Origin of the sequence: Pseudomonas sp. CFBP 8758, from assembly GCF_014841725.1 — a bacterium.
GTDB lineage: Bacteria > Pseudomonadota > Gammaproteobacteria > Pseudomonadales > Pseudomonadaceae > Aquipseudomonas > Aquipseudomonas baltica.
The window spans coordinates 24,185-49,993 of the sequence record NZ_JACYUK010000004.1; the positions used below are offsets into that span (position 1 = coordinate 24,185).

The following is a 25,809-nucleotide window of genomic DNA, read 5'->3' on the forward strand; positions in this document are numbered from 1 at the left end:
GAGCGGTATGCTTGCACCCTTCTAGATCGGGCCGTCCAGGCTTACTGGAGGTAGGTATGCTCAGACCCAGCTGGTTATTGATAGCCGGACTCGTGGTCCCCCCTTCCCTATGCGCCCAGGTCATTCAACGTGACATCGGCGACTTCAACCTCAAGCTCGGCACCACACCGTCGCGCAGCATGGCCGTGGGCCTGGTGCAGCCAAGCGCCGGCAGTTCCTTCCATGGCGGGCTGGACCTGACCCACGACAGCGGTCTGTATTTCGGCCAATGGTCGCCCAACATGGGCCTCACCTCCTCCAGTAATCTGGAGGTGGATTCCTATATGGGCTACAAGCATCCGTTCGATAATTCGCTGGGCTATGAAGTGGGCGTGATCCAGTACAGCTACCCCGAGCTGGATGCCCCTTCGACGCATGCGTTCTACGCCGGCCTGCGCGTACTGGATCGGCGCTTCGGAGCCGCGTTCAACAATACCCCCGACGGCCAGAACAGCACGCTGTTCGCCGACCTGGGCGGCCTGCCCCTGTTGGATGTGGGCTTTACCATGAAGGTCAGCAACCATCAGCTCACCACCCCGTTCACCATTGGCGAGGGGCAGGAAGTGCGCGCATTCAACGACTGGTCGCTGCAGATGTCACGGCCGATCGGCAGCTTCGATCTGGATTTCATCTACAGTGGCTCGGACCTGAGTGGCGCCAATTGCGCTGCCTATTCAGGCCAGAATGGCCAGTGTGACAGCATGTTCATGCTCAAGGCCCAACACGCGTTTTTCTGAACCGCACGCACCGGCATGGCTCTATAACCACAACAACGCCATCGCACGGACCGCTGCCATGAATCCTCTGTTTCGTCGCTTGTCGCATTGTGTGCTGCTCATGGGCCTGTGCCTGGTGTTCAGTGGCTGCACGCGAGTGGACCTGGCCTATCGCAATCTGGACGTGATCATTCCCTGGTCGATGAACGACTACCTGGACATGAATCGCGAACAGAAGAACTGGTTCGACGAACGCCTCAAGGAGCATCTGCGCTGGCACTGCACCACGCAACTGGCCGACAACCTTCAGTGGCTGGACAAGGTCCAGCGCATGGTCGCCGAGCAGCAAGTGACTGCGCCGGCGCTGCGCGAACGCACCGCCGAGGCCAAACAGGCGATCTCGGCCATTGCGGTGCAGGTTACGCCCTCGGCGGTCGAGTTGCTGCAGGGCCTGGACGACAACCAAGTGCGCGCCCTGCAGCAGGCGCTCAACGAGGATCTGGTCAAGCGCCGCAAAGAATACGTGGAGCCGCCACTGCAGGCGCAGATCGACGAACGCGCCAAGCGCATGAGCAAGCGTCTGACACCTTGGTTCGGCAAGCTCACCGATACACAGCAGCAGCGGGTGCAGGCCTGGTCGCAGAGCCTGGGCGAGCAGAATCGTGAATGGATCGACAACCGTGAGCATTGGCAGGCGCAGTTCATTGCCGCCTTGCAGCAGCGCCAGTCGGCGGAATTCCCGGCGCGGATCGCGCAATTGCTGCAACAGCGCGAAGCGGTGTGGACCCCGCAATACCAGCTGGCCTATGCCCGTACCGAGCAGGCAGCCATCGACCTGATGAGCGGCCTCGCGGCCGACAGTACGCCTGAACAACGCGAGCGTATCGAGCGCAGGCTGGGTGAACTACGCGAAGACTTCGCCAACCTCAAGTGCCTGAAGAACGGCTGATCCGCTGCTTCAGGCCCAGCCTTCCAGACGCAGCGTGGCACGTACCAGACGCTGCTCTTCCCCTTCGATTTCCCGCAGGTTGGCGCAGATGCTCTCGATATGCGCTACGGCTGCCTTGCGTGCCTGCTCGGGCTGGCGGTTGATCACTGCGGTGTAAAGCCTGGCGTGTTGCTTGTCGATCTGTTGTTTCTGCGGCTGGCGGTGGTACAGGTTGTTCACGCAGGCAAACACCGAGTTGAGCAGCAGGTCGGTCAACGAGCGCAGGGTCTGTACCAGCACCGGATTGTGCGAGGCATCGCAGATGGCCAGGTGAAAAGCGTGGTCCAGGTGCGCATGCCGAGTGGCGTCCAGCGGCTGGTCATGGGCCGCCAGCAGCGCCTGGTAGCTGCGCTCGATCAACACGAAATCAGCCTGGGTACCGCGCAGTGCGGCCAGCCGTGCCGACTCGCCTTCGAGCAGCGAACGCACTTCGAACAGGTCATAGAGCGTACGCGGCTGGGAACTGAACAGGTGCATCAGGGGCGTGGCATCGTTGGCAGGCGACAGCGACGCGACGAACGAGCCGCGGCCCTGCTCGGTGGCGATGATGCCACGGGCGCGCAACAGCTTCAGGCCCTCGCGCAGCGCGTTGCGCGACACACCGAGCTTTTCCACCAGACGCCGTTCCGACGGCAGCGGTTGTCCGGTCTTGAGAATGCCATCGACGATGAGCCGCTCGATGCGCTCGCACACTACATCGGCGACTTGAGGTTTGTTGTGCATGCCATGCCTGCTGGTAGGACCATCGGCCGAGACTGTCGTCAAACATTCGACGACCCTCCGAAAATAAGCCAGTAGACGCTTCGATAGAAGCCCCCCGACCAAAAGAACTGGTCCTACCAGTGGTTCAGCCCGTAGACAGGCCTGGTGTTTGCGACCACTGTTGAGCGCATAAGAACGACAAGCCGGTGGCCTGCGCCCATGAACATTCTCTACGACGAACGCATCGACGGCGTCCTGCCCAAGGTCGACAAGGCCGCGCTGGTGCAGGCACTGCACTCCCGCATCCCCGACCTTACCGTACTGCATCGCGCCGAAGACCTGCGCCCTTACGAGTGCGACGGGCTCAGTGCCTATCGCACCGTACCGCTGCTGGTGGTGTTGCCCGAGCGTATCGAGCAGGTCGAGGCTCTGCTCAGGTTGTGCCACGCGCAAAAGGTGCCCGTCGTCGCACGCGGGGCAGGTACCGGACTGTCGGGGGGTGCCCTGCCCCTCGAACAGGGCGTGCTGCTGGTGATGGCGCGCTTCAAGCAGATTCTCGAGATCGACCCCGCTGGGCGCTGGGCGCGCGTGCAGCCTGGCGTGCGCAACCTGGCGATCTCCCAGGCGGCGGCGCCCTTCGGCCTGTACTACGCCCCCGACCCATCGTCACAGATCGCGTGCTCGATTGGCGGCAACGTTGCGGAAAACGCTGGTGGCGTGCACTGCCTCAAGTACGGTTTGACCGTGCACAACCTGCTCAAGGTGCAGATGCTGACCATCGAGGGTGAACGCCTGACCCTGGGCAGCGATGCCCTCGACTCGCCCGGTTTCGATCTGCTGGCGCTGTTCACTGGGTCCGAAGGCATGCTGGGCATCATCACCGAGGTGACCGTCAAGCTGCTACCCAAGCCGCAGGTGGCCAAGGTGCTGCTGGCCAGCTTCGACTCGGTGGAAAAAGCCGGCGCCGCCGTGGCCGACATAATCGCCGCTGGAATAATTCCCGGCGGCCTGGAAATGATGGACAACCTGGCCATTCGCGCCGCCGAAGACTTCATCCATGCCGGCTACCCAGTGGACGCCGAAGCGATCCTGCTGTGCGAGCTCGATGGTGTGGAAGCCGATGTGCACGACGACTGCCAGCGCGTCTACCAGGTGCTGACGGAGGCCGGCGCGACCGAGGTCCGCCAGGCCCGCGACGAGGCCGAACGCCTGCGTTTCTGGGCCGGGCGCAAGAATGCGTTTCCTGCCGTGGGCCGACTCTCGCCTGACTACTACTGCATGGACGGCACCATTCCGCGTCGCGCCCTGCCGGGCGTGCTCAAGGGCATCGCCGAGCTTTCCGAACAATACAGCCTGCGCGTGGCCAACGTGTTTCATGCCGGGGACGGCAACATGCACCCGCTGATTCTGTTCGATGCCAACCAGGCCGGTGAGCTCGAACGCGCCGAAGCGCTCGGCGGGCAGATCCTGGAGCTGTGCGTGGCGGTGGGCGGCAGCATCACCGGCGAACACGGTGTGGGGCGGGAGAAGATCAATCAGATGTGCGCCCAGTTCAACAGTGACGAGCTGACGCTGTTCCATGCGGTGAAGGCCGCGTTCGACCCCGATCGGCTGCTCAATCCCGGCAAGAACATTCCGACCCTGCAGCGCTGTGCCGAATTCGGCGGCATGCATATCCACCATGGGCAACTGCCATTCCCTGAACTGGAGCGCTTCTGATGACCGGCAGCGATTTGGACGCCAGCGGGCAACTGCTGGATCAGGTTCGGCAGGCGCTGGCCGACGACCGCCCCTTGTGCATCCAGGGCGGCAACAGCAAGGCCTTCCTGGGCTGCATCGGTGCCGGCGAGCGCCTCGATACGCGCGCGCACTGCGGCATCGTCAGCTACGACCCTACGGAACTGGTGATCACCGCACGGGCCGGCACGCCCTTGCAGGCCCTGCGCGCCGCCGTTGAGCAGGCCGGGCAGATGTTGCCTTTCGAGCCACCGGCCTATGGCGAGCAGGCCACCCTGGGCGGCACGGTTGCGGCCGGACTGTCGGGGCCACGTCGCCCCTGGGCCGGTTCCGCCCGCGACTATGTACTGGGCACGCGGGTCATCACCGGGTTGGGCAAGCACCTGCGCTTCGGCGGCGAGGTGATGAAGAACGTCGCCGGCTACGACCTGTCCCGGTTGCTGACCGGCAGTTTCGGCACGCTGGGCGTGCTGACCGAGGTGTCGCTCAAGGTACTGCCCAAGCCGCGTGCCTGCTTCAGCATCAAGTTGACCTGCGAAGCCGAGCGCGCCTTGCTCAAGCTCGCCGAATGGGGCCAGCAGCCGATGCCGATCAGTGCCGCCTGCCACAGCGATGGCGTTCTCTATCTGCGCCTGGAGGGCGGCGAAGGCTCGGTGGCTGCAGCCCACCAGCGCATCGGCGGCGAGCCCATCGACTCGGCGTTCTGGGATGACTTGAATGAGCATCGGCTGCCCTTCTTCGCGCAGCCCGAAGCGCTCTGGCGATTGTCGCTGCCCAACAACACCGCTGCCTTGCAGCTACCGGGCGAACAACTGATCGACTGGGGCGGTGCCCAGCGCTGGCTGAAATCCAACGCCAGCGCCGCGTCGATTCGCCAGGTGGTCGAGGGAGTCGGCGGGCATGCCACCTGCTACACCACAGGCGTCACCCCCGAGCCGTTTCAACCCTTGCCCGAGCTGCTGCTGCGCTACCACCGCCAGCTCAAGACTCAGTTGGACCCACAGGGCATCTTCAACCCCGGCCGCCTCTACGCGCAGCTGTGAACCAGGAGCCGTGAACCCATGCAGACCCAATTGAGTGATCAGGCCCGCCTGCTGCCGCGTGCCGAGGAAGCCGAGCGTATTCTGCGCAGCTGCGTGCACTGCGGCTTCTGCAATGCCACCTGCCCCACCTATCAACTGCTGGGCGACGAACTGGACGGCCCGCGCGGGCGCATCTACCTGATCAAGCAGGTGCTCGAAGGCCACGAGGTGACGGCGCACACGCAGCAGCACCTCGATCGCTGCCTGAGCTGCCGCAACTGCGAGACCACCTGCCCTTCGGGAGTGGACTACCACAACCTGCTGGACATTGGCCGTGCTGTGGTGGATCAGGCGGTGCCGCGGCCGGTCGAGCAACGCTGGCTGCGCGGCGGTCTGCGCGCGTTGGCCCCGCACCCGACCGCTTTCAAGGCGCTGATCCAGCTCGGCCAGACCTTTCGTCCACTGCTGCCGCAACGCCTAAAGGACAAGCTGCCGCGTCAGGTGCATGCTGCCGTGCCGCGGCCTGCCACGCGGCACGCGCGTAGGGTGCTGATGCTCGAAGGCTGTGTGCAGCCCGGGCTGTCGCCCAACACCAATGCCGCCGCCGCGCGAGTGCTGGACCGCCTGGGCATCAGCGTCACGGCGGTTCGCCAGGCCGCTTGCTGCGGCGCGGTGGATTACCATCTGGACGACCAGGCCCGTGGCCTGCAGCGCGCCCGACACAACATCGACGCCTGGTGGCCTGCAATCGAAGCAGGCGCCGAAGCCATCGTGCAGACAGCCAGTGGCTGTGGTGCTTTCATCAAGGATTATGGCCACCTGCTGGAACAGGATCCGGCCTACGCAGCGAAGGCCCAGACGGTCAGCCGCCTGGCCAAGGACCTGGTCGAAGTGTTGCGCGACGAGCCGGTGGAGCAACTGGCCGTTCATACCGACCTGCGCCTGGCCTTTCACTGCCCGTGTACATTGCAACATGCGCAGAAGCTGGGTGGCGTGACCGAACACCTGCTGCGTCGGCTGGGCTTTCATTTGACCGACGTACCGGACGGGCACCTGTGCTGCGGGTCCGCGGGTACCTACTCGGTGACTCAGCCGGTGTTGTCGCGGCAGTTGCGCGACAATCGCCTCAATGCCCTGGAAAGTGGTGCACCCCAGGTGATCGCCACTGCCAACATCGGTTGCCAGAACCATCTGGACGGGGCCGCGCGTACTCCGGTACGGCACTGGATCGAACTGGTCGAACAGGCCATGGCCGACTGACCCCCATATTTTTGAATGCACCGCACTTTGAACCTCTCGACAATAGAACTGGAGAAGCCCATGCAAAGCAAAGCGATTCTTGGCCACGAAGACGTCACCCGCATCCTTGCCGCAGCACGCGCCGAAGCACAGAAGAACAACTGGGCAGTGGGCATTGCCGTGGTCGACGACGGTGGCCATCTGCTGGCGTTCGAACGCCTGGACGGCGCCGCCGCCAGCACGGCCTACATCGCGCCGGGCAAGGCGCGCACCTCGGCCCTGGGGCGCAAGGAATCGGTGGTGTTCGAAGAGATGGTCAATAACGGACGTACCGCGTTCCTGTCGGGTAACCTCATGACCTGCCTCGAAGGTGCCGTGCCACTGATCCACGAAGGCCAGGTCATCGGCGCGGTCGGCGTATCCGGGGTCAAGCCCGGTGAGGATGCGCAGGTCGCCAAGGCCGGCGCCGCTGCCCTGGTCTGAATTACCGCCCCCGTATTCGAGGAGACTGCAATGAAGCACCGCATGAGAGCCCAGCGTCTGCAGGTCGACGCCACCCTGTACGATTTCATCGAGAACGAAGTATTGCCTGGCAGCGGGCTGGAATCCGAAGGGTTCTGGACCGGCTTCGACGCCTTGGTCCATGAATTCGCGCCGCAGAACCGCCTGCTGCTGGCCGAGCGCGATCGCTTGCAGACCGAACTGGACAACTGGCACCGCGCCCACCCCGGACCGATCCAGGACCCGGCTGCCTACCGCAGCTTCCTGCAGTCCATCGGCTACCTGCTGCCACAGCCCGACCGCGTCGAGATCAGCACCTGCGATGTCGATGACGAGATCGCCCGTGTGGCCGGCCCGCAACTGGTGGTGCCGTCGACCAATGCCCGCTACGCCCTGAACGCGGCCAATGCCCGCTGGGGCTCGCTGTACGACGCGCTGTATGGCACCGACGCCATCCCGGAAAGCGATGGCGCAAGCAAAGGCCAAGGCTACAACCAGGTTCGCGGCGACCGCGTGATTGCCTTCGCCCGCGCCTTGCTCGACCAGAGCACCCCGCTGGCCAACGGATCGCACCGCGACGCCAACGGCTACCGGATCGAGGGTGGCCAGTTGCAGGTGAGCCTGGCCGACGGCAGCGTCAGCGCGCTGGCCGAGCCGAGCCAGTTCGTCGGCTTCCAGGGCGATGCGCAGCAACCGGTTGCCGTGCTGCTCAAGCATCATGGCCTGCACATCGAAATCCAGATCGACCCGACCTCACCGATCGGACGTACCGACGCGGCAGGCGTGAAGGACCTGCTGCTCGAAGCGGCCCTTTCGACCATCATCGACTGCGAGGACTCGGTGGCGGCGGTGGATGCCAGCGACAAGGTGGCGATCTATCGCAACTGGCTGGGCCTGATGCGCGGCGATCTGACCGAGGAGCTGGAAAAAGGCGGCCAGCGCATCACCCGCCGGCTCAATCCGGACCGTCAGTACCACACGCCGGCAGGCGGCGAGTTGACCCTGCACGGCCGTTCGCTGTTGTTGATCCGCAACGTCGGGCACCTGATGACCAATCCGGCGATTCTCGACGATGAAGGCCGGGAGATCCCCGAGGGTATCCTGGACGGCGTGATCACCAGCCTGATCGGACGCTACGACCTGGAGCGCAAGGGCAACTCGCGCACCGGCAGCCTTTATATCGTCAAGCCGAAGATGCACGGCCCGGCCGAGGTGGCCTTCGCGGACAAGCTGTTCGCTGCCATCGAAGACCTGCTCCAGCTTTCGCGCAATACCCTGAAGATCGGCATCATGGACGAGGAACGCCGCACCTCGGTGAACCTCAAGGCCTGCATTGGCGCAGCCTCGACCCGCGTGGCGTTCATCAACACCGGCTTCCTCGACCGCACCGGCGACGAGATCCACAGCGCCATGCAGGCTGGGCCGATGATGCGCAAGGGTGACATGAAGGGCAGTGCCTGGATTGCCGCGTACGAGCGCAACAACATGCTCACCGGACTGGCCTGCGGCTTGCGCGGCAAGGCTCAGATCGGCAAGGGCATGTGGGCGATGCCCGACCTGATGGCCGACATGCTGGTGCAGAAGATCGGCCACCCCAAGGCCGGCGCGAACACCGCCTGGGTGCCCTCGCCCACTGCGGCCACGTTGCACGCCCTGCACTATCATCAGGTGAACGTCAGTGAGGTGCAGCAGACCCTGGAGCAGATCGACGCAGCAGGCGAGCACGATGCCCTGCTGGACAACCTGCTGACCATCCCGGTGGTAGCCAATGCGCAATGGAGTGCGGACGAGATCCGTCAGGAACTGGACAACAATGCCCAAGGCTTGCTGGGCTATGTGGTGCGCTGGGTCGAACAGGGCATCGGTTGCTCCAAGGTGCCGGACATCCACGACGTCGGGCTGATGGAAGACCGCGCGACCCTGCGTATTTCCAGCCAGCACCTGGCCAACTGGCTGCTCCACGGCGTGGTCAGCCGCGAGCAGATCGTCGAAACCCTGGAGCGCATGGCCAAGGTGGTCGACCAGCAGAATGCCGGAGACCCGTCGTACCGCCCCATGGCGGCCGACTTCCAGAGCTCGGTGGCCTTCACGGCGGCCAGTGCGCTGGTGTTCCAGGGTTGCGAGCAGCCCAGTGGCTACACCGAGCCGTTGCTGCACCGGTTCCGCCTGGCATTCAAGCACGCCCAGGCGTGACATCGGCCGGGATAGGAAGGTTGTCGCCGACCTGTCCCGGCACTGCTGCGGCGGTTTCCCGCTTGCTGTAGTATCGCGTTCCGAATGAGAATCATCCGCGAACGCAATCATCATGAATCCTTCCTCTCCTCGTTTGCTGGTGGTCGATGACCACCGCAAGATCCGCGAGCCGCTGGCCATCTACCTGCGCCGCTTCGGTTTCGACGTGCGCACCACCGAAGACGCAGCTGGCATGTGGGCGCTGCTCAAGCAGGACGTGTTCGACGTACTGATCCTCGATGTGATGCTGCCCGACGGCGATGGGTTCGAGCTGTGTCGCACGCTGGCGCACAAGTCCACGGCGGCGGTCATCCTGTTGACCGCGCGCGATGCCTGCGCCGACCGCGTTCAGGGCCTGGATGCCGGAGCCGACGACTACGTGGTCAAACCCTTCGAGCCGCGTGAACTGGTGGCGCGCATCCACAGCGTGCTGCGCCGGCGTGGCACCTTGGGCCCAACGGTGACGGCCGTGCCGCCAGCCCTGCCAGCGCCCTTGCGCTGCTACCAGTTCGCCGACCTGAGCTTTCGCAGCGGCTGTAACACGCTGACCCGCCGAGATCGAAGCCAGGTACGCTTGAGCACCGTGGAAGGCCGTTTGCTGGAAGTCTTCCTGGATCATCCCAATACCGTGCTGGGTCGCGAACGCTTGATCGAACTGACCTCGCGGCCCGGCAGCGATCTGTTCGATCGCGCCATCGACCGGCAGATCAGCCGCCTGCGTCGCAAGCTGGACGACAGCGCCCTGCAGCCCCTGTTGCTGCAAACGGTGTGGGGTGGCGGCTATCGCCTGGCGGCCAACGTCGCCCAACAGCCCGGATGAAGCGCCTGCGCAAAGCATGGCCCCAGACCATGGCTCGCCAACTGGCGGTACTGCTGCTGCTGGCACTGCTGGCGTCCAACCTGATTGCCGTGCTGCTGCTGCAACGCACCGGCTCGCTGGTGCACCCGCTGTCGCGCACGCTGGTGGTCGAGCGGCTGGCCAGCGCCTACCATGCCGCCCGCGATCTGCCCCCGGCCGCTGCGCAGCACCTGCTCGAGGCCATGACCACTGCCGATACACGTTTCTGGATCGCCCCCGACGCCGAAGTCCAACCGTTCGTCATGCACAGCGAAGAACAGCGCCTGGCCACGGCCGTGCGCCAGCGGCTGGGGTTGCAGCACGACACCGTGGTCGTCCTGCAACTGGAGCGACGCAATGGCGGCCCGGCCCGTGAGCACCTGTTCAAGCGCGCCGGTTGGGAAGCGCTGCGCCTGCGCAGCTCGATAAGCCTGCCCAACGGCGCACAGCTCAATGCCGAGCAGGCACCGGCCGGTGCCTATGAATGGGGCCGACTGCTGGCCTACAGCGTGCCGGTCAGCACCATTCCGGTATTGTTGATCGTGGCTTTCTTCATGCGCCGGGTGGTCGCGCCCGTGAAGCGCCTGGCCCTGGCCACCGAACGGGTCAGCCGTGGCGAATGGATCGCGCCGCTGCTGCTGTCCGGCCCGCGCGAAGCCCGGGAACTGACGCTGGCGTTCAATGTGATGCAGGCGCGGATCGCCCGGCATGTCGAAGGCCGCACGCGCATGCTGGCCGCCCTCAGCCACGACCTCAACACACCCATCACCGAGTTGCGCCTGCAGGTCGAGCTGCTGGAGGACCCGACCCTGCGCGGGGACATGCTCGATAGCCTCGACGAGTTGCGGGCAATGGTCAGTGAAACGCTGAATTTCGTGCGCGGCGATGCGGTGCAGGAAGCGACTACCGAGGTGTCACTGAGTGATCTGCTGGAAGACCTGGCGCGGCGCTACCAGACCCTGGGCACGCCCGTCGAGTGGGCGGGCTCGCCCCCCGTGACGTGTCGCTGCCGACCACTGGCGCTCAAGCGCGCCCTGACCAACCTGATCGACAACGCCTTGCGCCATGGCGGCGATGCGCGATTGCGCCTGTACCGCGAAGATTCGGGTGGGCTGTGCATCGAGATCCGCGACCACGGCCCGGGCATCGACGCTGGCTGGTTGCAACAGGTGTTCGAGCCGTTCGTGCAACTGGGCAAGGGCGGGGCCGACCCCAGCCAGGGAGGCGGGTTGGGCCTGGGCCTGGCGATTGCCCGCGCCTGCGTACAGGCCCACGGCGGCGAACTGCTGCTGGAAAACCGCGCACCGGGGCTGGCAGCCCTGGTGCGCCTGCCAGGCTGAACGTCGGCGGGTATCAGAAGCGCAGCGTGGTACCCATCCAGAAGGTACGGCCGTAATTGACCGTGCCGTAGGTGTCGTCGTCCAGGCGCTTGTCGGCGACGTTGTACACCGCGGCCTTTAGGGTGATGTCGCGGGTCAGCTCGTACGAGCCGCCAACGTCGGCGGTGGTATAGGCCGGTGCTGGTTCGCCGCTCAAGGTGGTGCCGTATTCCTGGCCGTAGTAGTTGACTGACGCCCAGGCCTGGGCGCGGTCAGACAGGGTCCAGTCGGCGCTGATATTGGCCTTGTGCTCGGGTGTCAACGACAGTGGTGCGCCGGCATTGCTGCCGCTCTTCTGCTCCGAGTCGGTGTAGGTGTAGTTGCCCTTCAGCGCCACCGCGCGGGTGATGTCCCAGCGTCCGTTGAGCTCGGCACCGGTGATCGTCGCTTCATCGACGTTGATGCGGTCCTGGACGATGTAGCCGTTCCAGCGCCGCGCGGTGTTTTCCGTGGACAGTTTGTCCTTGAAGACGTTGTGGAACACCGTGGCCCCGGCCGACAGGTCGTTGCGATTGGACCACAGCGCCGACAGCTCGTAGTTGGTGCTGGTTTCGGGCTTGAGGTCCGGGTTGCCGAGGTTGACGTAGGTGTTGCGGCGAATGGTGGCGTAGCCGGGCACCACTGCGCGAATCTCCGGCGCCTTGAAGCCGCGCGCCACGCCGCCCTTGAAAGTCCAGTCCGGGGTGGCGCGCCATACTCCGTAGATCCGTGGGCTGACGTGGGTGCCGTATTGCTCGTGCTCGTCCACCCGGGCACCGGTGGTCAGGGCGAAATCGTCGGTCACCGACCATTCGTTCTCGGCGAACAGCGCTTTCTGGGTCACCGAAAATTCATAGTCGCGGCCGTCCATCAAGCCTTGGTTCCAGTCGGTCAGCTTGGCGCGGTTCCATTGCAACCCGGTGGTGGTGATGTTGTAGGCCGTGGGGATGACCAGCTTGGCATCGAGCACGGTGTTTTCCACCACCGGCTTGCGTCCGAGAATCTCCGGCTGGTTGGCCGCCTTGCCTTCGCGGCTGGCTTTCTCGTAAGCCAGGGACACGTCCGAGGTGGCCCAGCCCCAGCGACCCTGATGCGAGATGGAATAATGATCGCGGTTGTTTTCCTGCTCGCGGGTGGCCCAGTTGACGCTGGTACCGTCGCCGTTCTTCAGGCGCGTGGCGCCGCCTTCCAGGAGGATGTCGTGATCCTCGGTGGGCGTGAAGGCCAGGCGTGCGGTGAGGTCCTTGTGGTCGGCCTTGGTGAAACCGTTGGTGAGTTCCACGTCGTCATCGGCCTGGCGGTCGAGGTAGCGGCCCCAGACCTGCACCCCCAGGTATTTTTCCACCAGCGGGCCGTTGAGGTAGAACTGGGTCTGCCGCGAATTGCCCTGGTCGCTGTGCTGACGCGCGGCGTAATCGTAGGAAACCGAGCCACCCCATTGCGTGGAGACCTTGCGGGTGATGATGTTGATCACGCCACCGATGGCGTCCGAGCCGTACAGCGAAGACATCGGTCCGCGGACCACTTCGATGCGCTCGATGGCTTCGGCCGGTGGGACGAAACTCTGCTCGTAGCCACGGTTGCCGTTGACTCGGGTTTCACGGCTGCTCTGGCGTTTGCCGTCGACCAGAATCAGGGTGTAGTCCGGTGGCATGCCGCGGATGGAGATATCGGTTTCGTTGGCGCTGCCGTTGACGACGACCCCCTCGATGTTGCGTACGGCGTCACCGAGGTCGTTGTAGGATTTTTTGCGCAGCTCATCGCCGGTGATGATGGTGACGGAGGCCGGGGCATCCTCCACGCTTTGCTCGAAGCCCGACGCCGTGACCACGACCTCGTCGAGGACGGTCGGTGCGGCCAGTTCGATCGGTTCGGCTTGCGCCAGCCCGGCAGCGGCCAGGGCGATCATTGCGGCCAAGGGCCGCAAGGAAAGTGGAGGATGCATGGAACTTCCCTACGATTCTGTTGTAAAAGCGAATCGTATGCATCCTCAGGCACGAAGGTTGGACAAGGTGTGACAGGGGCAGGATTTGCGGTGTCAGGGCTGGCCGAGCGGTCAGCCGAACAGCCAGTAACCCAGCGCCGTCAGCACGACCACTGCCAGCACCGGGCGCAACACTCGGTAGGCCTTGGGATTGGCGCGCTTGAACTGCTTGACCTTGCCACTGAAGCGATCGCTGAAGGTCTTGCTCCAGGCATAGGCCTGGTTGATGCCGCCCACGCGTTCGTCGTCCAGATTCTGCGGTGCGGTGGCACGCCCCAGAAAGGCACTGACGCGTTTGTTCAGGCTCGCCATGAAGCGGTTGCTCAGCGGGCGTTCGATGTCGCAGAACAGGATGACCCGGGTGTGCTCGGTCTCGTTCTTCACCCAATGCACGTAGGTTTCGTCGAACATCACGTCGTCGCCATCGCGCCAGGCGTATTCCTCACCGTCCACGAAAATGCGGCAGGCATCGGAGTTTGGCGTCGACAGGCCCAGGTGGTAGCGCAGCGATCCGGCAAAGGGGTCGCGATGCGGGTTGAGGTGGCTGCCGCCCGGCAATAGCGCGAACATTGCGCCCTTGACGTTGGGGATGCTGTTGACCAGTTCGACGGTGCGCGGGCACAGCGCGTCGGCCGACGGCAGGGATTTGTCGTACCACTTGAGGTAGAAACGCTTCCAGCCTTTCTTGAAGAACGAGCCGAAACCGGCATCGTTGTTCTTTTCGGCGGCGCGGATGTAGCCCTCGTCGAACAGGTGCATGGCCTCGTCGCGGATGACCTGCCAGTTGTCCTTGAGCACATCCAGCTCCGGGAATTTGCTGCGGTCCAGGTAGGGCTTGGACGGCACGCTGGAGAACAGGTACATCAAGGCGTTGTAGGGAGCGAACAGGGCCGAGTGGTTGACGAACTGGCGCAACACCGGCAGACGCGCCTTGCCCCGCAGGTGCACGTAGAGCGTGCTGCCGATGAACAGCAGCAACACGGCAGCCTTGGCAGCGAAGGAAAGGGTCATGGAGCGGATCCTCGAGTGGGCAGTGCGCCATGATAAACCCTGGTGGCCCGCCTGGAAATGAAAGGCGTCGGGCAGCGGTCGGCACATGGACAGGCTTGCGGTGTGTCAGGCATACCGCAGCGCGGCTTTCGCGGCCGCGGGCCGCTCCTACGGAGGTGGCGTATACCCGTAGGAGCGGTCATTGGCCGCGAAAAGGCCAGCGCGGTGTGTCAGATATACCGCGGTGTGGCTTTCGCGGCCGCGGGCCGCTCCTACGGGGGTGGCGTATACCCGTAGGAGCGGTCATTGGCCGCGAAAAGGCCAGCGCGGTGTGTCAGATATACCGCGGCGCGGCTTTCGCGGCCGCGGGCCGCTCCTACGGAGGTGGTGTATACCCGTAGGAGCGGTCATCGGCCGCGAATAGGCCAGCGCGGTGTGTCAGATATACCGCGGCGTGGCTTTCGCGGCCGCGGGCGGCTCCTACGGAGGTGGCGTATACCCGTAGGAGCGGTCATTGGCCGCGAAAAGGCCAGCGCGGTGTGTCAGATATACCGCGGCGTGGCTTTCGCGGCCGCGGGCCGCTCCTACGGAGGTGGCGTATACCCGTAGGAGCGGTCATCGGCCGCGAAGGCGTCAGCCGTCACACAACAGCGATCAAGCCTGCAGTTCGGTTTCGGTGAACAGGTCGCTGAACAGCATGCTCGACAGGTAACGCTCGCCCGAATCGGGCAGGATCACCACGATGGTCTTGCCCTGCATTTCCGGCTTTTCCGCCAGCTTGGCCGCGGCCGCCATGGCTGCGCCACAGGAAATACCGCAGAGGATGCCCTCCTCCTGCATCAGGCGCCGCGCCATGGCCTTGGCTTCGTCGTCGCTGACCAGCTCGACCCGATCCACCAGCGACAGGTCGAGGTTCTTCGGGATGAAGCCGGCGCCGATGCCCTGAATCTTGTGGGGTGCCGGGCTGATTTCCTGGCCGGCCATGGCCTGGGTGATGATGGGCGAACCCAGCGGTTCGACCGCGACGCTGAGAATCGACTTGCCCTTGACGTGCTTGATGTAGCGCGAGATGCCGGTAATCGTGCCGCCTGTGCCCACACCTGCCACCAGCACATCGACGGCGCCGTCGGTGTCGTTCCAGATCTCCGGCCCGGTGGTCTTTTCATGAATGGCCGGATTGGCCGGGTTGTCGAACTGCTGGGGCATGAAAAACAGCTCGGGATCACTGGCGACGATCTCCCCTGCCTTTTCGATGGCGCCCTTCATGCCCCTGGCCGGCTCGGTCAGCACCAGTTCGGCACCCAGCGCCTTGAGCACCTTGCGGCGCTCCAGGCTCATGGACGCGGGCATGGTCAGCATGAGCTTGTAGCCGCGCGCAGCGGCCACGAATGCCAGGCCGATGCCGGTATTGCCCGACGTCGGCTCGACGATGGTCATGCCCGGCTTGAGCTTGCCCGAGCTTTCAGCGTCCCAGATCATGCTCGCGCCAATGCGGCACTTGACCGAGTAGCCGGGGTTGCGCCCCTCGATCTTGGCCAGCAGGGTCACCCCGCGCGGGCCGATGCGGTTGATCTGCACCAACGGCGTGTTGCCAATGGAATGGGCGTTGTCGGCGTAAATGCGGCTCATGGCGTAAGGGTCCTTGTGCTGCAGCAGGAAAAATCCAAGGTTAAGCCCGCGATGGGGGCGAGTCCAGCGAACGGATGAGACTGTGGACAGTCAATCGCTAACTATCGTTCTGGAGAGTCTGCCATGAAACGTCGCTACAGCTGGCCGCTATGGACCGTGACCGGCCTGGTCGTATTGGTGCTGGGGCTGCACATCGCCCTGCCCTATCTGGTGCGCGACTACCTGAACGACAAGCTGGCCGACATGGGCGACTACAAAGGCCGTGTCAGCGATGTGGACCTGGCCTGGTGGCGCGGCGCCTATCAGATCAACGGCCTGCAGATCGTCAAGACCTCCGGCAAAGTGCCCGTGCCGCTGCTCGATGCGCCGGTGATCGACATCGCGGTGAGCTGGCACGCCTTGTGGAACAAGCATGCGGTGGTCGCACACGTGGAATTCCTGCGCCCTGAGCTGAACTTCGTCGACGGCGGCGCCAACAAGCAGGCCACCCAGACCGGTGCCGGCACCGACTGGCGCGACCAGATGAACAAGCTGCTGCCGATCACCTTGAACGAGGTGCGGGTCAACGATGGCAAGATCAGCTTCCGCAATTTCTCGTCCAAACCCCAGGTCAACCTCAGCGCCACCCAGGTCAACGCCAGCCTGTACAACCTGACCAATGTCGAGGACCTCGAAGGCAAGCGCGATGCGCGTTTCGAAGGCCACGCCAAGCTGTTCGGCCAGGCCCCCATTGAAAGCACCGCCACGTTCGATCCGTTCAGCAACTTCGAAGACTTCGAATTCCGCTTGCGCGCCACCGGCATCGAGCTGCGTCGGCTCAACGATTTCTCGGGTGCCTATGGCAAGTTCGATTTCAACGCCGGCAGTGGCGACATCGTGATCGAAGCCGACGCCGACAACGCCCGCCTGAGCGGTTACATCAAACCGCTGTTGCACAATGTCGATGTATTCAACTGGCAACAGGACGTCGAGAACAAGGACAAGGGCATCTTGCGATCCATCTGGGAGGCCGTGGTAGGCGGGACCGAGACGGTATTGAAAAACCAGTCGCAGAACCAGTTCGCGACCCGGGTCGAACTCAGCGGCAATGTGCATCGTCAGGACATCAGCCCGTTGCAGGCTTTCTGGCAGATCTTGCGCAACGGGTTCGTGCAGGCTTTCAATGCACGCTACGAACAGGCGCCGCCCAAGCAGCAATGAGGTGATTGACAGGCCTGGCCCCTTCGCGGGCAGAGGGCCAGCCGCTCTCCTTGGGTTTTCTCGTAGGAGCGGTCTTTGGCCGCGAACCAGGCGCTGCAGTGTATCTGGCGCACCGCGTGGCACCGTTCGCGGCCACTGACCGCTCCTACGGGGGTTGCGCCAAGCCTTCTGGCACACCACAAGCAGCTCGTTGCGCTATATAGTCGACCCCACATTTGATCACCAAGGACAGCCCCATGAAGTTCGAAGGCACTCCCGCCTATGTCGCCACCGACGACCTCAAGCTGGCGGTCAATGCCGCGATCACCCTGCAACGACCCCTGCTGGTCAAGGGCGAGCCGGGCACTGGCAAAACCATGCTGGCCGAACAACTGGCCGAGTCCTTCGGCGCGCGCCTGATCACCTGGCACATCAAGTCCACCACCAAGGCCCACCAGGGGCTGTACGAGTACGATGCGGTCAGCCGCCTGCGCGACTCGCAACTGGGCGTGGACAAGGTCCACGATGTGCGCAACTACCTGAAGAAAGGCAAGCTGTGGGAGACGTTCGAGGCGGACGAGCGGGTCATCCTGCTGATCGATGAAATCGACAAGGCCGACATCGAGTTCCCCAACGACCTGCTGCAGGAACTCGACAAGATGGAGTTCTATGTCTACGAGACCAACGAAACCATCAAGGCCCGTCACCGCCCGATCATCATCATTACCTCCAACAACGAAAAGGAGCTGCCCGACGCATTCCTGCGTCGCTGCTTCTTCCACTACATCGCCTTTCCCGACCGCCCGACCCTGCAACGCATCGTCGACGTACACTACCCCGACATCAAGAAAACCCTGGTGGCCGAAGCCCTGGACGTGTTCTTCGACGTGCGCAAGGTGCCCGGCCTGAAAAAGAAGCCCTCTACCTCCGAGCTGGTCGACTGGCTCAAACTGCTGATGGCCGACAACATCGGCGAAGCCGTGCTGCGCGAGCGTGATCCGACCAAGGCCATCCCACCGCTGGCCGGTGCACTGGTCAAGAACGAACAGGACGTGCAATTGCTCGAACGCCTGGCGTTCATGAGCCGGCGCGGCAATCGCTGATCCCCCTTTTTCGACTGCGAGGGCGTGCGCCATGCTGCTCAACCTGTTCAATGAAATGCGCGCGGCCAAAGTGCCGGTGTCGGTGCGTGAACTGCTCGACCTGATCAATGCCCTGGAGCAGCGCGTGACGTTCGCCGACATGGACGAATTCTACTTTCTGGCGCGGGCGATACTGGTCAAGGACGAACGTCACTTCGACAAATTCGACCGGGCGTTTTCAGCCTATTTCAATGGCCTGCAGCACCTCGATCAACACCTCGAAGCGTTGATCCCGGAGGAATGGCTGCGCAAGGAGTTCGAGCGCTCGTTGAGCGCCGAAGAACGTGCGCAGATCCAGTCCCTGGGCGGGCTGGACAAGCTGATCGAAGCCTTCAAGCAACGCCTGGAGGAACAGAAAGGCCGGCATGCCGGCGGCAGCAAGTGGATCGGCACCGGCGGCACCAGTCCGTTCGGCTCGGGTGGCTATCACCCCGAGGGCATTCGCGTGGGCGATGCCGGCGAGCGCCAGGGCAAGGCGGTGAAGGTCTGGGATCAGCGCGAGTACCGCAACCTGGACGACAGCGTGGAACTGGGTACCCGCAACATCAAGGTGGCACTGCGTCGATTGCGCCAGTTCGCTCGGCAAGGGGCGGCCGATGAGCTGGACATCGATGGCACCATCGATCACACCGCACGCGATGGCGGGCTGCTCAACATCCAGTTGCGTCCCGAGCGGCGCAACAACGTGAAGCTGTTGTTGCTGTTCGATATCGGCGGTTCGATGGACGCCCACGTCAAGGTCTGCGAAGAGTTGTTCTCGGCCTGCCGTACCGAGTTCAAGCACCTCGAGTATTTCTACTTTCACAACTGTGTCTACGAGACGGTCTGGAAAGACAACCAGCGGCGCAACGCCGAGCGCATCAGCACCCACGACCTGCTGCACAAGTACGGCTCCGACTACAAGGTGGTGTTCATCGGCGATGCGGCGATGGCACCTTACGAGATCACTCATCCGGGCGGCAGCGTCGAGCACTGGAACGAGGAGGCTGGGCTGGTGTGGTTGCAGCGGTTCATGCAGACCTACCGCAAGCTGATCTGGATCAATCCCTACCCCGAGAACACCTGGGGGTACACGGCGTCGACGCACATCATTCGCGATCTGGTGGAGCAGCGAATGTACCCGCTGACCCTGAGTGGCCTGGAAGACGGGATGCGCTACCTGGCCAAGTGAGAGGTATTGCGTGAGGTTGTTCGCGGCCGCTGACCGCTCCTACGGTGAAGGTAGGAGCACGCTCTAGCGTTCGCGGCGTACCAGGGGCTCGGCCACGGGTTTGGCACGGCGGCGGCCGAACCACAGGGTCCAGCCGATGAACAGGATGATGCATTCCACCACCCAGGCCAGCAGCAGGGCACAGGCGATGCCCCAGGCAATTGCCTCAGGCGACAGCAGCACCTGATAGCTGTAGCCATTCAAGGTTTCCTGGCGCAATTGCGGATCGGCCTCGGCCACCACATGCCAGGCTTTCGCATACCAGGGCCCTTGCAGCGCTTGCCACTCGCGTTCCAGCAACTGGTTGCGGGCCAGCAGCGCGCCGATGCTGGCGGCGTCGCTGCGGAACACCGGGTCTTCACTGGCACGGTAGTGCGCCACCAGCGCCTGCAGGTCGCCATTGAAGAAGCGCTGCGCGGTCTCGCTGAAACCACGCAGGCTCTGCTGCGCTTCGAGCCGATGGGCCTCGACCCGCTGGCTGTAGTCGTTGATCACGCCGGGCACTTGCACACCCACCAGCAAGCCGACGGCAAACAGCACAAGTCGCAGGTAGCTTCGCAGCATGAACGTCCTCTCAGTCAAAGGTGGCAGCGCCACGGTGGGGTATCAGGCAGGCTGCGCCTGTCCGGTGGCCACACACTCACCCTGGCGCCACAGGCCCCAGTTGCCGGGCGCATAGCGGTTCCAGGTTTCGTTCTCGGTCAGCGGCTCGGTGGCGATCACCGTGACCACATCGTCGGGCGTGGTCTCGGCCTGGAAATCCACGATCACGTCCACGTCTTTGAGCCGGGCCGGACCGAAAGGTGCCCGCCGGGTAATGTGCACCAACTTGGTCGAGCAGAAGCAGAACAGCCAGTCGCCGTCACTGAGCAGGCAATTGAACACACCCTGGCCACGGTACTGCTCGCAGGCCTGCACGAGGATGGGCAACAGGCGCTCGAACTCGACCGGCTCGGGAAAGCATTCGCGGACGCGGTTGAGCAGGTCGCAGAACGCCGCTTCGCTGTCGGTATCACCCACGGGGCGGTAGAAATCGGCGCGCGGGTTGAACTCGGCCAATTGGCCATTGTGGGCGAAGCACCAGTTGCGTCCCCACAGCTCACGCACGAAGGGATGGGTATTGGCCAGGCAGACCTTGCCGACGTTGGCCTGGCGAATGTGGCCGATGACCACTTCGCTCTTGATCGGATAGCGCTGCACCAGCTGCGCCACTTCCGACTCGCTGCTCGCGGTCGGGTCCTGGAACAGGCGCAGGCCACGGCCTTCATAGAAAGCGATGCCCCAGCCGTCGCGGTGCGGACCGGTGCGGCCGCCGCGCTGCATGAGGCCCGTGAAGCTGAAAACGATATCGGTCGGTACGTTGGCACTCATGCCCAGAAGTTCACACATGCACGGTACTCGAGACGATGGAACGTGGATTCAGATGCGCGGTTCGACCCGCAGGTTGTCCCGTGGCGGCGTGGGCACCGGACGCTCTTCGCGCGGCTCGATGGACCGCGCAGCCGCGGCGGCATCGCCATCGTGCCGAGCGGCGTCTGCTTCAGCCTGCGCCAGGTGCCGGGCCTGGGCCTTGCGCAGGAACGGCAGGCGCACCAGCGCGAAAATCACGTACACGCCCAGGGCAATCACTGCGGCCATGGTCAGGTCGGAAATCGCGCCCCAGGCACTGCCGCCCATCTTGAACAACAGCTCCAGGGCGCTGATCGCCACGGCCGGGGCCAGCAGGTCGCGGGCCGGGTCGACCACGGTGGGCGTCAGCAGCAGCACCACGCCGAGCAGGCGCAAGGGCTCGCGCAGGTAGCGCCACATCCAGCGGGTGATACGAAACCACACCAGAATGCAGCCCAAGGCGGCGAAGGCGTAGATACCCCAGGCGAGGAAATAGTCGTTCTCGGTCATGGTGTCCGTGGCATGGCAGGCAAATAGGCGCTTATGATAACGGCTTTTCGCCTGCCCGGCGCTGCTGTTGTCGTGCCCCCGAGGCATGCACCGCCAGCACCCGCGCCAAGAGAGCCGCTCATGTCCCAGCCTATCGTCGCCCCCATCGCCCATGTCGCCCCCGGTGACGACCCCTACGCCTGGCTGCAGGTGCGCGACCGCGCCGACGTGCTCGACTACCTCAAGGCCGAGAACGCCTGGCAGGAGGCACAACTGGCCGACCAGGCCGAGCTGCGCGAGCAATTGTTCGAGGAGATCAAGGGGCGCATCCGCGAAACCGACCTGTCCCTCGCCTCGCCGTGGGGGCCGTGGTTGTACTACACCCGCACCACGGCTGGCGACGAGTACCCGCGGCACTATCGCTGCGCACGCCCGGACGACGGCTCGACCCAGGTCGACGAGCACTCCGAGCAGTTGCTGCTGGACCCTAACGTGCTGGCCGACGGTGGCTTCCTGTCGATGGGCGCGTTCAACATCAGCCCTGACCACCAGCGCCTGGCCTACAGCCTGGACACCAGTGGCGACGAGATCTACCGCCTGTTCGTCAAGGAGCTGGGCAACGATGCGGTGGTCGAGCTGCCTTTCGAGGATTGCGACGGCAGCATGACCTGGGCCAATGACAGCCAGACCCTGTTCTTCGGTGAACTGGACGAAACCCACCGCCCTCACCGGCTGCACCGCCACACCTTGGGCAGCGACGGCGCCGAGCAGGTATTCGAGGAGAACGACGGGCGCTTCTTCCTGCACTGCTACCGTTCCAGTTCCGAGCGCCAGCTGATCCTGCTGCTCAACAGCAAGACCACCAGCGAAGCCTGGGTGCTGGATGCCGACCAGCCTGCAGGGGATTTCACCTGCCTGGCGCCAAGGGTCGAGGACCATGAGTACTATCCGGATCACGGCCAACTCGACGGTGCCTGGACCTGGTTCATCCGCAGCAACCAGTCGGGCATCAACTTCGCCTTGTACCAGTCCGCCGACACGGGCGCGGCGCCGACTCGCGAGCAGTGGCGAACGCTGATCACACACCGTGACGATGTGATGCTCGAAGGGGTGACCCTCAATGCCGCTGCCTTCACCTTGAGCCTGCGCGCGCGCGGCCTGCCGATCATCGAAGTCCATGCCCAGGGCCTGGCGCCCTACCCGGTGCAACTGCCGGATGCCGCATACAGCCTGTATGTCTCCGACAGCCTGGAGTTTGCCAGCGAGCAGATTCGCTTGCGCTACGAAGCCTTGAACCGGCCTGGCCAGGTTCGCCAACTGAACCTGAGCGACGGCGCCCAGGTGGTGCTCAAGCAGACCCCGGTGCTGGGTCGGTTCGACGCCGACGACTATGTCAGCCAGCGCCTCTGGGCCACCGCCGCAGACGGTACCCAGGTGCCGATCAGCCGGGTGGTGAAGAAGGCCTTCGCCGACCAGGCCACGCCGCTGTACCTGTACGGCTACGGCGCTTACGGCGAGAGCCTGGATCCGTGGTTTTCCCATGCGCGGTTGAGTTTGCTGGACCGCGGCATTGCCTTTGCCATCGCCCATGTGCGCGGCGGCGGCGAGTTGGGCGAGGCGTGGTATCGGGCTGGCAAGCAGGAACACAAAGGCAATACCTTCAGCGATTTCATCGCCTGTGCCGAATACTTGATCGAGCAAGGGCTGACGCGCGCCGAGCAGCTGGTCATCAGTGGCGGCAGCGCGGGCGGTTTGTTGATCGGCGCAGTGTTGAACCAGCGTCCGGAGCTGTTCCAGGCGGCGGTAGCGGAGGTGCCGTTCGTCGATGTGCTCAACACCATGCTCGACCCCGACCTGCCGCTGACCGTGACCGAATATGACGAGTGGGGCAACCCTCAGGACCCCGAGGTGCATGCGCGCCTCAAGGCTTACGCGCCGTACGAGAACGTCACCGCGCAGGCGTATCCGCACCTGCTGGTTGTCGCCGGCTACAACGACAGCCGTGTGCAGTACTGGGAAGCCGCCAAGTGGGTAGCGCGCCTGCGCGCGTGCAAGACCGACGACAACCTGCTGCTGCTGAAGACCGAACTGGGTGCCGGTCACGGCGGCATGAGCGGCCGTTACCAGGGCCTGCGCGATGTGGCCCTGGAATATGCGTTCGTGCTCAAGGCCCTGGGCACACCCAAACAATCTTGATGTGGCGTGCCTGAAGGAACGCGGTGAGCCCGGACGCGGCTTGCGCCGCTGCTACAAGGGGCGTGGCGCATCGGATGCGGTGGGCCTGAAGGAACGCGGTGAACCTGGACGCGGCTTGCGCCGCTGCTACAAGGGGCGTGGCGTTGCAGGCGACCTGTATCCCCTGTAGCAGCGGCGCGAGCCGCGTCGGCGGAGAATGCGGTATGCCAGGGAAAACGCGATCAACCGCCGGGGGATTTGGGCTTGACCGGGGTTGGCGGCGTGTCCTGACGCTCCGGTTCGGGGACGTTCTCGGCCTTGGGTGGCGCAGGCAACGGTATGGGCGGCAGCAGCGGCAGTGAACCGCTCATGCCCTCGCCGCCATGGGTCGAGGGCACGGTAACCTGTGGATAGGGGGTTGGCGTGGGTGTACCCGGCGATCCCGGGGGCAGCGACGAGGCCGATGCGACACCGGCACACAGGGCAACACATGCAAAGACCGATACACTGCGCAACTTCATTGAACACCCCAAGGCCTGACTGCCTGTTCCGATGACACAGGCTACTACCATGGCACTACCTTGTCCTCCTTCCGAGATTGACCGATGAAACGCTTCGTACTGCTCGACACCACACCGATCCCCGACAACGGCGGTGCGCTCTGCCTGTTCGAGTACGGCGAAGACTTCGTCATCAAGATCCAGGGAGGCGATGGCGGACAACTGATGAACACCCGCATGCACGGTTCCGAAGACGCCCTGGCCGAGATACCCTGCCGCAAGGTGGCCGGGCGACCGAACTCGCGGGTGCTGATCGGCGGTTTGGGCATGGGCTTCACCCTGGCTTCGGCGCTCAAGCATCTGGGCAAGACCGCGCAAGTGGTGGTCGCCGAACTGGTGCCCGGCGTGGTCGAGTGGAACCGTGGCCCGTTGGGCGAAAAAGCCGGCAACCCCCTGGCCGATCCGCGCACCGTCATCCGCCTGGAGGACGTGGCCAAGGTGCTGCAGGCCGAGCCGGCCGGTTTCGACGCGATCATGCTGGATGTGGACAATGGCCCCGAAGGTCTGACCCAGAAGGCCAATAGCTGGCTGTATTCGAGCGGTGGCCTGGCGGCCTGCGCGAAAGCCTTGAGGTCCAAGGGTGTACTCGCCGTGTGGTCGGCCAGCGCCGACCGCCAGTTCAGCGACAAACTGCGCAAGGCCGGCTTCAAGGCCGAAGAAGTGCAGGTGTTCGCCCACGGCAACAAGGGCACCCGCCATACCATCTGGATCGCCCAGAAAATCTGAACCCACTGCGCCGCAGGAGCGGTCCGTGGCCGCGAAGGGCGCAGCACGGTCCGCTAGATGCACCGCAGCGTCTGCTTCGCGGCCAATGACCGCTCCTACGGTGAGGAGCATTCCTGTTCGGCTGTGGAAATCGGCTAGGAGGTTTCACGGCAAACTTCTGAATCGGCTCACTTACGGGCTGTTCAGCGGCTTCTAGAGTTGGCGGTGTTGCGATGTGCAACCACCATTAACCAATCTGGAAATCAACATGACCCTTATATCCCGTCTGCTTATCGGCACCACGCTGCTGGCAGCACTCCCGACCGCGATGGCGGCTTCAACCGTTGATTTGAGTGTCACCGGCTCGATCGTACCGGCCGCTTGCACCCCATCGCTCTCTGCCAGCGATTTCCACCACGGCAAGATATCGAAGAGCGACCTCAACGTGGATGGGCCAACAGGTTTCACCGAGAACAAGAAGGTCGCCACCCTGAGCGTCAATTGCACGGCTGCTACGGTGTACGGAATCCGTGGGATCGACAATCGTGCAGATACCGTCGGAAATAACTGGTACGTGACACCCTACGGGCTGGGCTTGACGCCCAAAGGAGAGAAAATCGGTGCGCATTTTCTGGAAATCTACCCACGCGAATCACTGATTGACGGCAAACCTGCTTTCGTAGGCGTAGGTAATGCGGCGGGCACCGTATGGACCAGTGCGACCCAGGGCGAGAAAGGTATTCGCAACTACGGCGAGCTGTTGGGTTTCACCGATACAGCAGGGGCTTTGGCGCAACCGCTGCCGATCAAGGATGCCACTTTCGCACTCAAATCCTATCTGGTCATCGCTGCGGCCAAAGGGCTGACCCTGACCGACGAAGTCGCCCTCGACGGTGCCGCCACCATCGAACTCGTGTACCTGTAACGACACCGCGTTGCGGTAGTTTCTTTGTCGGCAAAGCCTGGCGCAGATACGTCCTACGTC

The 25,809-nt window shown here is 64.0% G+C and carries 23 protein-coding genes; 15 read left to right on the plus strand and 8 right to left on the minus strand.

The window, feature by feature from the left end:
* Positions 1–56 precede the first annotated feature (56 nt).
* Positions 57–776, plus strand: coding sequence for a TorF family putative porin (locus IFT75_RS09465; RefSeq protein ID WP_122474965.1), 720 nt, complete (start codon positions 57–59; stop codon positions 774–776).
* Between the two features lie 67 nt (positions 777–843).
* Positions 844–1,704, plus strand: coding sequence for a DUF6279 family lipoprotein (locus IFT75_RS09470; RefSeq protein WP_192054922.1), 861 nt, complete (start codon positions 844–846; stop codon positions 1,702–1,704).
* Positions 1,705–1,713: 9 nt separating this feature from the next.
* Here IFT75_RS09470 and glcC read toward each other — a convergent pair whose 3' ends face one another.
* The gene (gene glcC / locus IFT75_RS09475) at positions 1,714–2,466 is read right to left on the minus strand and encodes a transcriptional regulator GlcC (protein WP_122474967.1); all 753 of its coding nucleotides are present in this window, start codon (positions 2,464–2,466) and stop codon (positions 1,714–1,716) included.
* A gap of 198 nt (positions 2,467–2,664) precedes the next feature.
* Between glcC and glcD the strand changes: the two genes are divergently transcribed.
* The 7 genes from glcD (at position 2,665) to IFT75_RS09510 (ending at position 11,354) form a co-directional block, all read left to right on the plus strand.
* Positions 2,665–4,164, plus strand: coding sequence for a glycolate oxidase subunit GlcD (glcD, locus tag IFT75_RS09480; protein WP_122474968.1), 1,500 nt, complete (start codon positions 2,665–2,667; stop codon positions 4,162–4,164).
* Positions 4,164–5,225 (plus strand): glycolate oxidase subunit GlcE, encoded by a 1,062-nt coding sequence (gene glcE, locus IFT75_RS09485; RefSeq protein WP_192054552.1) that lies wholly within the window; start codon positions 4,164–4,166, stop codon positions 5,223–5,225. The genes glcD and glcE overlap by 1 nt, the downstream gene beginning before the upstream one ends.
* A gap of 18 nt (positions 5,226–5,243) precedes the next feature.
* Positions 5,244–6,464 carry a glycolate oxidase subunit GlcF gene (gene glcF, locus IFT75_RS09490; protein WP_122474972.1) on the plus strand — a complete coding sequence of 407 codons (1,221 nt, stop codon included), beginning with the start codon at positions 5,244–5,246 and terminating at the stop codon, positions 6,462–6,464.
* Between the two features lie 60 nt (positions 6,465–6,524).
* The gene (locus IFT75_RS09495; protein ID WP_122714292.1) at positions 6,525–6,926 is read left to right on the plus strand and encodes a heme-binding protein; all 402 of its coding nucleotides are present in this window, start codon (positions 6,525–6,527) and stop codon (positions 6,924–6,926) included.
* A 30-nt stretch (positions 6,927–6,956) separates the two neighbouring features.
* On the plus strand, positions 6,957–9,137 hold the full coding sequence (locus tag IFT75_RS09500; protein WP_192054554.1) for a malate synthase G: 2,181 nt from the start codon (positions 6,957–6,959) through the stop codon (positions 9,135–9,137).
* Positions 9,138–9,249: 112 nt separating this feature from the next.
* The gene (locus IFT75_RS09505; RefSeq protein WP_192054556.1) at positions 9,250–9,996 is read left to right on the plus strand and encodes a response regulator transcription factor; all 747 of its coding nucleotides are present in this window, start codon (positions 9,250–9,252) and stop codon (positions 9,994–9,996) included.
* A 29-nt stretch (positions 9,997–10,025) separates the two neighbouring features.
* Positions 10,026–11,354: an ATP-binding protein gene (locus IFT75_RS09510; RefSeq protein ID WP_185795095.1), complete on the plus strand. Its 1,329-nt coding sequence runs from the start codon at positions 10,026–10,028 to the stop codon at positions 11,352–11,354.
* Between the two features lie 13 nt (positions 11,355–11,367).
* Here the strand turns inward: IFT75_RS09510 and IFT75_RS09515 are convergent, their stop codons facing one another.
* The 3 genes from IFT75_RS09515 to cysK all read right to left on the minus strand — a co-directional run bounded on the left by IFT75_RS09515 (position 11,368) and on the right by cysK (position 15,975).
* Complete coding sequence (locus tag IFT75_RS09515) at positions 11,368–13,317, minus strand: TonB-dependent receptor domain-containing protein (protein ID WP_192054558.1); 1,950 nt, start codon at positions 13,315–13,317, stop codon at positions 11,368–11,370.
* Between the two features lie 111 nt (positions 13,318–13,428).
* Positions 13,429–14,367 (minus strand): aspartyl/asparaginyl beta-hydroxylase domain-containing protein, encoded by a 939-nt coding sequence (locus tag IFT75_RS09520; RefSeq protein WP_122474982.1) that lies wholly within the window; start codon positions 14,365–14,367, stop codon positions 13,429–13,431.
* A gap of 633 nt (positions 14,368–15,000) precedes the next feature.
* Complete coding sequence (cysK, locus tag IFT75_RS09525) at positions 15,001–15,975, minus strand: cysteine synthase A (protein WP_192054560.1); 975 nt, start codon at positions 15,973–15,975, stop codon at positions 15,001–15,003.
* Between the two features lie 123 nt (positions 15,976–16,098).
* Between cysK and IFT75_RS09530 the strand changes: the two genes are divergently transcribed.
* From IFT75_RS09530 to IFT75_RS09540, 3 genes are all read left to right on the plus strand, one after another.
* On the plus strand, positions 16,099–17,175 hold the full coding sequence (locus IFT75_RS09530; RefSeq protein WP_192054562.1) for a DUF748 domain-containing protein: 1,077 nt from the start codon (positions 16,099–16,101) through the stop codon (positions 17,173–17,175).
* Positions 17,176–17,411: 236 nt separating this feature from the next.
* Positions 17,412–18,257 (plus strand): AAA family ATPase, encoded by an 846-nt coding sequence (locus tag IFT75_RS09535; RefSeq protein ID WP_192054564.1) that lies wholly within the window; start codon positions 17,412–17,414, stop codon positions 18,255–18,257.
* Positions 18,258–18,288: 31 nt separating this feature from the next.
* Positions 18,289–19,467: a vWA domain-containing protein gene (locus IFT75_RS09540; protein WP_192054566.1), complete on the plus strand. Its 1,179-nt coding sequence runs from the start codon at positions 18,289–18,291 to the stop codon at positions 19,465–19,467.
* Between the two features lie 63 nt (positions 19,468–19,530).
* Here IFT75_RS09540 and IFT75_RS09545 read toward each other — a convergent pair whose 3' ends face one another.
* Genes IFT75_RS09545 through IFT75_RS09555 form a run of 3 tightly spaced genes read right to left on the minus strand, consistent with a single transcriptional unit; the run spans position 19,531 to position 21,492 of the window.
* Positions 19,531–20,070, minus strand: coding sequence for a DUF2937 family protein (locus tag IFT75_RS09545; RefSeq protein WP_192054568.1), 540 nt, complete (start codon positions 20,068–20,070; stop codon positions 19,531–19,533).
* A 42-nt stretch (positions 20,071–20,112) separates the two neighbouring features.
* Entirely contained in the window at positions 20,113–20,895 is a 783-nt protein-coding gene (locus IFT75_RS09550) for a class II glutamine amidotransferase (protein ID WP_122474991.1), read from the minus strand.
* Positions 20,896–20,925: 30 nt separating this feature from the next.
* Positions 20,926–21,492, minus strand: coding sequence for an MFS transporter (locus IFT75_RS09555; protein WP_192054569.1), 567 nt, complete (start codon positions 21,490–21,492; stop codon positions 20,926–20,928).
* 33 nt (positions 21,493–21,525) lie between these two features.
* On the opposite strand from IFT75_RS09555, the gene IFT75_RS09560 reads away from it, so the two are divergent.
* Positions 21,526–23,580, plus strand: coding sequence for a S9 family peptidase (locus IFT75_RS09560; protein ID WP_192054571.1), 2,055 nt, complete (start codon positions 21,526–21,528; stop codon positions 23,578–23,580).
* 221 nt (positions 23,581–23,801) lie between these two features.
* Here the strand turns inward: IFT75_RS09560 and IFT75_RS21635 are convergent, their stop codons facing one another.
* Complete coding sequence (locus IFT75_RS21635; RefSeq protein ID WP_446731064.1) at positions 23,802–23,930, minus strand: hypothetical protein; 129 nt, start codon at positions 23,928–23,930, stop codon at positions 23,802–23,804.
* Positions 23,931–24,164: 234 nt separating this feature from the next.
* On the opposite strand from IFT75_RS21635, the gene IFT75_RS09570 reads away from it, so the two are divergent.
* Together IFT75_RS09570 and IFT75_RS09575 are read left to right on the plus strand one after the other, a co-directional pair.
* The gene (locus IFT75_RS09570; protein ID WP_122474999.1) at positions 24,165–24,845 is read left to right on the plus strand and encodes a spermidine synthase; all 681 of its coding nucleotides are present in this window, start codon (positions 24,165–24,167) and stop codon (positions 24,843–24,845) included.
* Positions 24,846–25,092: 247 nt separating this feature from the next.
* Positions 25,093–25,749 carry a DUF1120 domain-containing protein gene (locus tag IFT75_RS09575; protein WP_122475001.1) on the plus strand — a complete coding sequence of 219 codons (657 nt, stop codon included), beginning with the start codon at positions 25,093–25,095 and terminating at the stop codon, positions 25,747–25,749.
* Positions 25,750–25,809 lie beyond the last annotated feature (60 nt).